The organism is Actinoplanes sp. NPDC024001 (genome assembly GCF_040638955.1).
GTDB lineage: Bacteria > Actinomycetota > Actinomycetes > Mycobacteriales > Micromonosporaceae > Actinoplanes.
Window position 1 is genome coordinate 18,654 of record NZ_JBEZZB010000140.1, and the last position, 8,950, is coordinate 27,603.

The 8,950-nt window shown below is 73.0% G+C and carries 10 protein-coding genes and 1 riboswitch; of the genes, 3 read left to right on the forward strand and 7 right to left on the reverse strand.

Annotated elements, in window-relative coordinates:
- Nucleotides 1–21: 21 nt before the first annotated feature.
- Nucleotides 22–855, reverse strand: a complete 834-nt coding sequence (locus AB0F81_RS38380) for a nitroreductase/quinone reductase family protein (RefSeq protein WP_360205916.1) — start codon at nucleotides 853–855, stop codon at nucleotides 22–24.
- A 360-nt stretch (nucleotides 856–1,215) separates the two neighbouring features.
- Nucleotides 1,216–1,416 (reverse strand): CbtB domain-containing protein, encoded by a 201-nt coding sequence (locus AB0F81_RS38385; protein ID WP_360205919.1) that lies wholly within the window; start codon nucleotides 1,414–1,416, stop codon nucleotides 1,216–1,218.
- A 59-nt stretch (nucleotides 1,417–1,475) separates the two neighbouring features.
- A riboswitch (cobalamin riboswitch) is annotated at nucleotides 1,476–1,541 on the reverse strand.
- 243 nt (nucleotides 1,542–1,784) lie between these two features.
- Between AB0F81_RS38385 and mycP the strand changes: the two genes are divergently transcribed.
- Nucleotides 1,785–2,870 carry a type VII secretion-associated serine protease mycosin gene (gene mycP / locus AB0F81_RS38390; RefSeq protein ID WP_360205922.1) on the forward strand — a complete coding sequence of 362 codons (1,086 nt, stop codon included), beginning with the start codon at nucleotides 1,785–1,787 and terminating at the stop codon, nucleotides 2,868–2,870.
- Nucleotides 2,871–2,877: 7 nt separating this feature from the next.
- On the forward strand, nucleotides 2,878–3,399 hold the full coding sequence (locus AB0F81_RS38395; RefSeq protein WP_360205925.1) for a suppressor of fused domain protein: 522 nt from the start codon (nucleotides 2,878–2,880) through the stop codon (nucleotides 3,397–3,399).
- On the opposite strand, the gene AB0F81_RS38400 is transcribed toward AB0F81_RS38395, so the two are convergent.
- The 4 genes from AB0F81_RS38400 to AB0F81_RS38415 all read right to left on the reverse strand — a co-directional run bounded on the left by AB0F81_RS38400 (nucleotide 3,316) and on the right by AB0F81_RS38415 (nucleotide 7,660).
- Complete coding sequence (locus AB0F81_RS38400) at nucleotides 3,316–4,719, reverse strand: amino acid permease (RefSeq protein ID WP_360205927.1); 1,404 nt, start codon at nucleotides 4,717–4,719, stop codon at nucleotides 3,316–3,318. The two genes, AB0F81_RS38395 and AB0F81_RS38400, sit on opposite strands and share 84 nt — an antisense overlap.
- Nucleotides 4,720–4,791: 72 nt before the next feature.
- A complete protein-coding gene (locus AB0F81_RS38405) occupies nucleotides 4,792–5,115 on the reverse strand; it encodes a hypothetical protein (protein WP_360205930.1) in 324 nt (107 codons plus the stop codon).
- On the reverse strand, nucleotides 5,112–6,605 hold the full coding sequence (locus AB0F81_RS38410) for a glucoamylase family protein (RefSeq protein WP_360205933.1): 1,494 nt from the start codon (nucleotides 6,603–6,605) through the stop codon (nucleotides 5,112–5,114). Before AB0F81_RS38410 ends, AB0F81_RS38405 begins: the two co-directional genes overlap by 4 nt.
- Nucleotides 6,602–7,660: a LacI family DNA-binding transcriptional regulator gene (locus AB0F81_RS38415; RefSeq protein WP_360205936.1), complete on the reverse strand. Its 1,059-nt coding sequence runs from the start codon at nucleotides 7,658–7,660 to the stop codon at nucleotides 6,602–6,604. The genes AB0F81_RS38410 and AB0F81_RS38415 overlap by 4 nt, the downstream gene beginning before the upstream one ends.
- Before the next feature lie 151 nt (nucleotides 7,661–7,811).
- Here AB0F81_RS38415 and AB0F81_RS38420 point away from each other — a divergent pair, with 151 nt between their 5' ends.
- A complete protein-coding gene (locus AB0F81_RS38420; RefSeq protein ID WP_360205939.1) occupies nucleotides 7,812–8,333 on the forward strand; it encodes a hypothetical protein in 522 nt (173 codons plus the stop codon).
- Here the strand turns inward: AB0F81_RS38420 and AB0F81_RS38425 are convergent.
- Nucleotides 8,323–8,950 (reverse strand): tetratricopeptide repeat protein (locus AB0F81_RS38425; protein WP_360205941.1); only part of this gene is annotated, 628 nt, incomplete at its 5' end. The genes AB0F81_RS38420 and AB0F81_RS38425 overlap by 11 nt on opposite strands.

Sequence of the window (8,950 nt, forward strand, 5' to 3'; positions counted from 1 at the left end):
TGCGGCCGGGGGACGCGGCGGTCAGGCGGCGTTGAGCACCGGGATCAGTGCTGTTTCCTCGTGGTCGAGGTGGGCTTCGACTTCGCTGGTGAGCCGGTGCACCTCGGCTACGAGGGCCGCGCGGTCGGGGCTGGGTTCGGTGAGGATCTTCTGCAGGTTGTCGAGCAGTCCGGCGATGACCTGGTGTTCGGCCTGGAGTTCGCGGACGACCGGTGCCAGGTCGGGGCGGTGGCGTTCGATGCCGGGGAACATGCCCTGGTCCTCGCGGACGTGGTGGCCGTGCAGGCCGGCGCACAGGGTGAGGCAGTTGACCCGGAGCTGGGCGCCGAGGACCGGTCCGGAGGCGGTGACTTCGGCGCGGATGAGGGCGAGTTCGCGGCGGAACGCGTCGTGGATGAGTTTGAGCATGCCGCCGGGTGTGGTGGCGCTGGTGCGGGGTGGTCCTGGGATGGCGGTCAGGGCGACCACCGGCAGGGTTCGTCCGGAGGTGGTTTCGTATTCGGCCCAGCCGGGGTCCTGTTCGACGGCGCGGGCGAAGGCGGCGTCGCGGTCGGCGCCGGTGAGCACGTCGGCGGTCGCCTCGTAGGTGAAGGTGCCGTCCTCGACGGTGGCGACCGGGTTGGCGAGCAGGTTGTGGTACCAGGCGGGGTGGCGGGGTGAGCCGCCGGCGGAGGCGATGACCAGTGTGCGTTCGCCGCCGTCGGGCAGGTAGCCGAGCGGCACGGTGTGTGGTTGGCCGGTTCGGGCGCCGGTGGTGGTGAGCAGCAGGAGGCGGGCGCCTTCGAACATGCCGCCCACGACGCCGTGGTTGGCGCGGAACTGCTCGATGACGGGGGTGTTGAAGTCGTTCGGCATTCTCAACTTTCGGTGTGTTGGCCTATCAGCAGGAACACGGGAGTGACGGCCTGACACGGCAGGCCGTCGGAAAGTTGAGAATGGCGGGGCGCGGGCAGCGGGCGACCGGGGCGGTCGCCGGGCGGTCACGCGCCGGCCGGGTGCCCCACTCGGTAATGGCTCAAGGCCGACCCGGCAGTCACGAGCGACACCCTACCGGGTTCGGGTGGGGCTCGTCGCCCCGTTTTCGCGGCGCGGGTGGCAGCGGTTCGGGGCCGTGGGTCCCCGCGCGCCTGTCTGCCGGTGAGACGAAGGCCCGCCGCGCGGGGGCCGTGTTGGCCGGTTGCGGGGCGGGCCTTCGGCGGCGGGTGCCGCGTGAGCTCAGTGGCAGGGGACGCCGAGCAGGTGGCGGCCGTCGTGCATGAGCTCGTGCAGGTACATGCCGCTCTGGCTGAGGGCGCCCTGGTCGAAGGCGACCAGGTAGGCGAGGATCAGCATGAGGCCGGTCACGGCTGTGGCGGTGGCGGCGAGCTTCGGGGAGATTGCCGGGGTGAGGTGGCCGGCGGACTGTGCTTTGGGCACGATGGTTTTCTACCTCCTGCGGGATGGCGCGTCCCGATCGGTGGGCCTGCGTCGCGTGAGTGTCCTGACTCGCCGACGATGCCGGCTCACAGTGGCGCGACCGCACCGGATTCTCACCGGTTTCCCTCACGGCGCCGCAGATGGGCTGCGCTCAACCTATCGGCCGGGATGCTCTTGGCACAACCGGGCCCGGTGTGCCGGTGACGGTGGTGACAGCGCCGGGACGGGTAATATCCACGGCGATCACTGGAGGCGGCGTGGTGGTGAGGGCGGTGCTTGCGGTGGCGCTGCTGGCCGGTGTGCCGGCGCCGGTTGACGCTGTCCCGGGTTGTCCGTCGGTGCCGCCGACTGAGCGAATAGTCGCTGAGGTGCCGTTCGAGCTGGCTGCCTACGCGCCGGAGCGTCTCGCGGGTTTGGCGACTGGGGCCGGGGTGACGGTGGCGGTGCTGGATTCCGGGGTGGACGTGCGGCATCCGCAGTTGCGGGGCCGGGTGGTCGCGGGGCGGGATCTGCTGCGCGGCGATTCGGACGGGCGCCGGGACTGTGTCGGCCATGGCACGGCGGTGGCGTCGGTGATCGCCGCCGGTCCGGCTGCGGGGACGGGTTTTCGGGGGCTGGCGCCGGGGGTGACGGTGCTGCCGGTGCGGGTCAGTGAGCAGTCCGCCGGCCGGCCCGAGGTGCGGGGCAGTGCGGAGCAGTTCGCCCGGGCGATCTCGTGGGCGGCCCGCCGGGCTCAGGTGATCAATATTTCGCTGGTGATGACCGAGGACGATGTGCGGGTGCGCCGGGCGGTGCGGGCCGCGGTGGCGTCCGGGGTGGTCGTGGTGGCGGCGGCCGGGAACGCGGGCGGGGAGCGGGGTGGCAACCCGGTTCCCTATCCGGCGGCCTATCCCGGGGTGATCGGGGTGGGTGCGGTGTCCGCGGACGGGGTTCGGGCGCCGTATTCGCAGCGCGGCCCCTATGTGGATCTGGTGGCGTTCGGTGACGGTGTCACGGTTGCCGCGGTCGGGGGCGGGCACCGCCTGGGTCAGGGCACGAGTTACGCCGTGCCGTATGTGGCGGCGACGGCGGCGCTGTTGCGGCAGCGTTTCCCCCGGGCGGGCGCGGAGGAGATCGGGCGCCGGTTGATGGTGTCGGCTGATCCGGCTCCGGCGGGTGAGCGCAGCGACGAGTACGGCCATGGCCTGCTCAATCCCTATCGGGCGCTGACCGAGGCGCTGCCGGTGTCGCGGCCGCCGTCGGTGCGGGCCGCTGTCCCGGTCGCGGTGGATGCCGGTGTGGGGCAGCGGCGGGATCAGGCGCGGGTGAGGGCGTTGTGGTTCGCTGTGCTCGTCGTCGGGTTCGCGGTGGCGGCCGGTGCGCTCGCGGTGGCGGTGGTGCGGGGCCGCCGCCGGGGTTGGGCGCCGGGGATCACCGGCGGGTCGAAGATCAACAACCGGGTGGGCGGGGCATAATGCCGCGGTGACCAGCACCGAACGCGCGCCCGGCCGCGACGCCATCGATGCCGCCCTGGCCCGGCTCTATCCGGGTGCCGTACCCCAGCGGGTGTCGTTCTCGACGTCGGCGCCGGGCAGCATCCTGCACGGATGTGCGGCGTACCCGGCGGACGGGCACTGGCATTTCGTCACTTACGGGTTGAGCGAGCTGTACGACAAGTCCGAGGACGACGACCCGGACTGGTCCGGCTGGGGTTTCGAGTTGACGTTGCGCATCGCGCGCGGCGCGGAGCCGGAGCCGCCGGGTTGGCCGTTCGCGCTGCTGCATCGGGCGGCGACGCTGGTGAACAGTCAGGGTGCGCTGCTGGAGGACGGTGACCGCATCGACGTGGACCCGCCGCTGGTGGTGTCGCGCGACCCGCAGCTCGGGCAGATCGACACCCCCAACGGGCGGGTGGTGTTCCTACTCGCGGTTCAGCAGGGAGTGCCGGCGGCCGTAGGCCCAGTAGAGGATGCCGCCGAGGGTGAACCAGAGGGCGAAGCGTAGCCAGGTGACCGGCGCCAGGTAGGTGATCAGCCACAGCGAGAAGGCGATGCCGATGACCGGGACGACCGGCATGCCGGGCAGTTTGAAGGTGCGCGGCAGGTCGGGGCGGCGGTAGCGCAGCACGATGACGGCGGCGCAGACCACCACGAAGGCGAGCAGGATGCCGATGTTGGTGAGTTCGGCGGCTTCGCGGATGGGCAGGAACCCGGCGATGACCGCGGAGGCGATGCCGGCGATCCAGGTGACGCGGGTGGGTACGCGCCGTTCGGGGTGCAGTTTGGCGAACCAGGACGGCAGCAGCCCGTCGCGGCTCATCGCGTACCAGACGCGGGTGACGCCGAGCAGGAACGTGAACATGACGGTGAGGATGCCGATGATCGCGCCGACGGCGATGACGTCGGCGAGGCCGGACAGGCCGACGGCGGCGAACGCGGAGGAGAACCCGCTCTCCGGGTCGATCTCGCGGTAGTCCTGCATGCCGGTGAGCACCAGGGTGGCCAGCACGTACAGGATCATCGAGATGATCAGTGAGTAGATGATGGCTTTGGGCAGGTGGCGGCGGGCGTCCTTGGACTCCTCGGCGGCGGTGCTCATCGCGTCGTAGCCGAAGACGGCGAAGAAGACGGTGGCCGCGCCGGTGATGGCGCCGCCGATGCCGAACGGGAAGAACGGGCTGTAGTTGGCGGTGTCGATGTAGAAGACGCCGACGCCGATGACCAGCAGCACGACCGCGACCTTGATCGCCACGACGATGGTCTCGAACCGGGCGGCGGTGCGGATGCCCTGGTTGAGCAGGAACGCGATGAACAGGCACAGGATGACGGCGAACAGGTCGACGACGTGGCCGTCGCCGGTGCCGGGGGCGCCGAGCATCCAGGCGGGCAGGTCGGCGCCGAGTTCGTTCATCAGGAAGTTGAAGTAGCCGGAGATGCCGATGGCGACGACCGCGACGATGGCGGTGTACTCCAGCAGCAGGTCCCAGCCGATGAACCAGCCGACCACCTCGCCGAGCACGGCGTAGCCGTAGGTGTAGGCGGAGCCGGCTTTCGGGATCAGGCCGGCGAACTCGGCGTAGGACAGGGCGGCGGCGGCGCTGGCGATCCCGGCGAGCAGGAACGAGATCAGCACGGCGGGGCCGGCGGTTTCGTGGGCGACCGCGCCGGCGAGGGCGAAGATGCCGGCGCCGATGATGCCGCCGACGCCGATGGCGGTCAGCTGCCACAGGCCGAGGGTGCGGGTCAGGCCGGTTTCGCGGTCGTCGACGATCTCGTCGACCGGCTTGCGCCGGAAGATCCCCTGACCGCGGCCGAGTTCGGTCACGCCAACCCCCTTCGTCGGTACGGGTGGTGCGGCCCGGCCCGTGCCGGGGCCGGGCCGCACCCCTTCGGACTATCACGTCCCGTCCGTGATCGCATCCACGGCGACGAATGCGATGCCGGGGTTCGGCAGGTCGATCTCCCGGTCGTCGCCGGGCGCGAGCAGCCGGGACGGTTCGGCTTCGTCGAGCCGGCCGGCGGTGGGCAGCTGCCGCCACTGGGCGTCGGTGGGCCAGTCGCCGCCGGTCCACGCCCTGGCCGGGTTGCCGTGGGCGGTGTCGACGCGCCATAGGCGTACCCGGTGGGGTGTGTCGTGGGGGGTGCGCAGCCGGACCCGGCGTGCCAGGGCCGGGTCGCCGCCGGCACCCATCAGGGTGGCCCACTGTTCGGCGGCGGTCACGGTTGGACCTGCGGCAGGTGCTGCCCGGCCGGGATGTTGAACGTCTCGCGGGCCAGCAGCGGCCGCACCGCCCGTTCGAACTCACGGGTGACGAAGGCGCGTTTGAGCAGGTCACGGCCGAGGTGGTTGCCGAGCGCACCCATGATCATGGACTGGTCGAGGGACAGGTACCGCTCGGCGACGGTGCCGGAGCGCACCGCGATCGCGTCGTAGAAGCCGCCGGGCCCGTAGGCGCCGAGGGTCTCCAGGTGGGCGAGGTTGGCGCGGACCGGGCCGGGCGCGTACGGCAACGCCAGGAACGCCGCGTGCGGGGTGACCACCCCGTCGCCGTAGGCCGGTGCCGGTCCCGGCGGGCGGCAGCCGGCGAACCCGGCGTCGTAGGTGGAGGCCTGCACGTCGGAGGGGTAGCCGTCGGTGTCCATGCCCATCGCGTCGACGCCGTAGACCGCGTAGCCGCCGAACGGGTTCGACGCCGGCGAGAATCCCCACGCGCCGTAGCGGGCGTCGTGCAGGCCGTGTTCGATCTGCGCGGCCACCGTGGCCGGATGGTTGCGGCCCCACGAGCGTGGACCCCACTGCGCCTCGGGTACGAACAGGTCCGGCATGAGTGCTTCGAACATGTCGCCGCCCCAGCTCGGCACGAACGTGATGCCCCGGTAGCGGTAGGAGCCCTCGTAGACGGTGCGGCCCAGATGGGTGGTGGTGAACCCGGACGGGCGCATCTCCTGCCACGCGTAGTCGCAGCTGTCCGGCAGGGTGCGCATGGTGTCGAAGTAGGCGGTCGGCGGGATCTGCCCGGCGCCGATGCCCAGGTAGGTGGCGATCCGCGGTTCGGTGACGGTGATGTCGTAGTGGTTGCAGGTGAACCACACGCCGTTCTGCGGCACCGAGCAGCCGGGTGGGGCGGTGTCCCAGAATCCCCCGCGGATCAGGCCGCGGGTGCCGATCGGGCTGGTCGCGGCTGGGTTGAAGAAGAACCCGAAGTTCATCTCGCGCAGGATCGCGGTGGCCTGGCCGCGCAGCGGCGGGACGGCGCCGGCGACCACGCGCAGGCCGGCGGCGAGCCAGCCGTTGTCGACGCTGGACAGGAACGGGGTGACCGGGGAGCCGTCCTCCGGCCAGACCGTCACGACGTCGCCGGTGGCCGGGTCGTACCAGTTGTAGAACATGCCGGAGGGCTCGTGGTGGCGCAGCGTGCGCACGGTGCGCAGGGTCTGCGCGACCCGGCGGGTGGCCTCCTTCGGCGAGATGATCTTGAGATCGCGGGCGACCACCGCCGACCACAGGTAGCCGCCGATGTTGGTCGGCGACGTGTAGGTGCTCGGCACGGACAGATCGCCGCGGATGTTGTCGGCGACGAGACCGATCGGCGAGGTCATCGCGGTCAGCGACGTCCAGGTGTCGGCGGCGTAGCGGCGCAGCGGGTCCGGCGCGGCCCCGGCCGCGGTCAACGGCAGGAGCAGGATCAGGACGGCGAGCAGGCGTCTCACGTCAAGCACCTCCTATGTGAGTCCGGTGGTGGCGATGCCAATGCCGGATCAACCTCCGCGGGGTGGGCACCGCAGCTGCGCCGCACGAGCAGCCGGGTGGGAAGGACCCGCCGCCGGGCGGCGGGTGAGGGGTCGCTGATGCGCTGGTTGAGCCAGCGGGCCGCGGTGGCGCCGAGCGAGCGCATCGGCTGCGCCACCGTGGTCAGCCCGGCGAACCGGGCGGCGAGCAGGTCGTCCCAGCCGGTCACCGCCAGGTCGCCGGGCACGTCCAGGCCCGCGGCCTCGGCGGCGCGCAGGGCGCCCAGGGCGAGTTCGTCGTTGGCGCAGACCAGCGCCTGCGGTGGCCGGCCGCGGCGCAGCAGCTCACGCGCGGCGCGTTCCCCGGCCTCCAGGTCAAGACCGGGCGACGGTACGGGTGAGCACCCGTCGCCCACCGCGGCGGCGAACCCGGCGTAGCGGCCGGCGACGTCCGGGGCCCCGTCCGGGTCGCCGAGGAACGCGAACCGCCGGTAGCCGTGCCGGCGCAGATGGCCGGCCAGGGCGCGGGCGGTGCGCACGTTGCCGGTGCGCACCGTGTCCACGCCGGGCACCGGGTCGCGGGCGATCAGCACCACCGGCAGGGTGGCGGCGACCGCGGTGATGACGTCGTCGCCGACGGTGCGGCCCAGCACGGCCAGGCCGTCGACGCGGCGGGCCAGGTCACGGACCGCGTCGGCGGCGTCGGCGCGGTCGCGGGTGGCCAGGATCAGCACGCTGCTGCCCAGGCTCGCCGCGACCGCCTCGTAGCCGAGGACCACCTCGGCGTAGGAGGGGCCGACCAGGTCGGCAAAGACGATGCCGGTGGCGGCGTGCCGGCCCTCGGCGAGCGACCGGGCCGGCCGCGACGGGGTGAAGTCCAGGTCGGCGGCGGCCTGCCGCACACGGCGGCGGGTCTCGTCGGTGACCGGGGTGTCGTCGCGCAGCGCCCGCGACACGGTGGCGATCGACACGCCGGCACGTTCCGCGACCTGGTAGATGGTGACCGGCCGGGCCCGTGTAAGCGCTTTCACCGCCATCCGCGGAACCTAACGCCGGTGCTGACGGCCCGACACCCGGCGGTGATTCACATTCATCATCAGCGATTTGCGTCGTATCGCGGCGGCTGCGCGACCGCGCGAGACGACCGGCCCGTCCCGCACCGCATAGAGTGCGGCTGAGGAGGGCCTCATGGACGCACCCGAGCAGCTGCGCCAGGCGATCGTGCGGGCCGCCCTGCCGCTGATCGGCCACGACCCGCCGCCGAGCACGGCCCGACTCGCCGCGGCCGCCGGCGTCACCGAGACCGACCTGCTCGCCGTCTTCCCCGACGCGGGCGCGGTCGTGCGGGCCTGCGCCGCCACCGTGCTGGCGCAGATCAGCACGACCCTCGACCCGGCCGCGGAGATCCGCCGGCTGGACGCGATCCGCACCGACCAGCCGCTGGCCGCACGCCTGACCGAGGCGCTCGACATCGTCGGCGACTACCACCGCCGGATCCGGGCCGACCTGCCCGCCGGGCAGCCGGCCGGCCACCCGGACCTGCGGCAGGCGCTCACCAGGCTGCTCGCACCGCACGAAGCGCACCTGCACCTGCGGCTGCCCGCCGGCGACCTCGCCGGAGCCCTGCTCGGCCTGGCCTGCGCCGGCGACGAGCTGCCGTCCGCGCAGGTGGTCGACCTGTTCCTGCACGGCGCCCTGGTCAGCGGCTGACCGCGGCGCTCACCTCCCGGCCGGCCTGCTCGTGACCGGCGTCGGCGGCCCGGTGCCGCCACCCGTCCGCCTCCGCGCACTGCCGGCGCCGCTGCAGCAGCACACTGAGCAGATAGGCGGCGTGCGCGTCGTCGGTGGCGGCCGCCCGCAGCAGAGGCTCCGCCGCGTCCAGCTCGTCCAGCTCCAGGAACAGCGCACCCAGCCGGGTCACCGCCGCCGCCTCCCCGGCCGCCGCGGCCAGCCGGTACTGCTGCTCCGCCCCGTCGTGGTCACGGCGCTGCCGCAGCACGTCACCCAGGTACAGGTGGGCGTCGGTGTGCCGTTCGGCGACCGCCGTGCGCAGGCACGCCTCCGCCTCGGCCAGATCGCCGCGCTCGTGGCGCAGCACGCCCAGCCCGGTCCAGCCCGGGGCGTAACCGGCGTCCACCGCCCGCCGCAGGAACTCCTCGGCCGTGTCCAGGTCCCCGGCGTCGTGGTGCAGCACCCCCAGCTCGTACCAGCCGGCCGGCTGCCCGCAGCCGGCGGCGCACCGGTACGCCTCGGCGGCCTGCTCCGGCTTGCCGGCCTCGGCGAGCACGTCACCGAGCTCCAGGTAGGCGTCGCAGCGGCCGGCCGCC

Coding starts and splice junctions, on each gene's coding strand:
- AB0F81_RS38380 (WP_360205916.1), bottom strand. CDS start 855: ATGCCGAACGACTTCAACACCCCCGTCATCGAGCAGTTCCGCGCCAAC.
- AB0F81_RS38415 (WP_360205936.1), bottom strand. CDS start 7,660: ATGGCGGTGAAAGCGCTTACACGGGCCCGGCCGGTCACCATCTACCAG.
- AB0F81_RS38420 (WP_360205939.1), top strand. CDS start 7,812: ATGGACGCACCCGAGCAGCTGCGCCAGGCGATCGTGCGGGCCGCCCTG.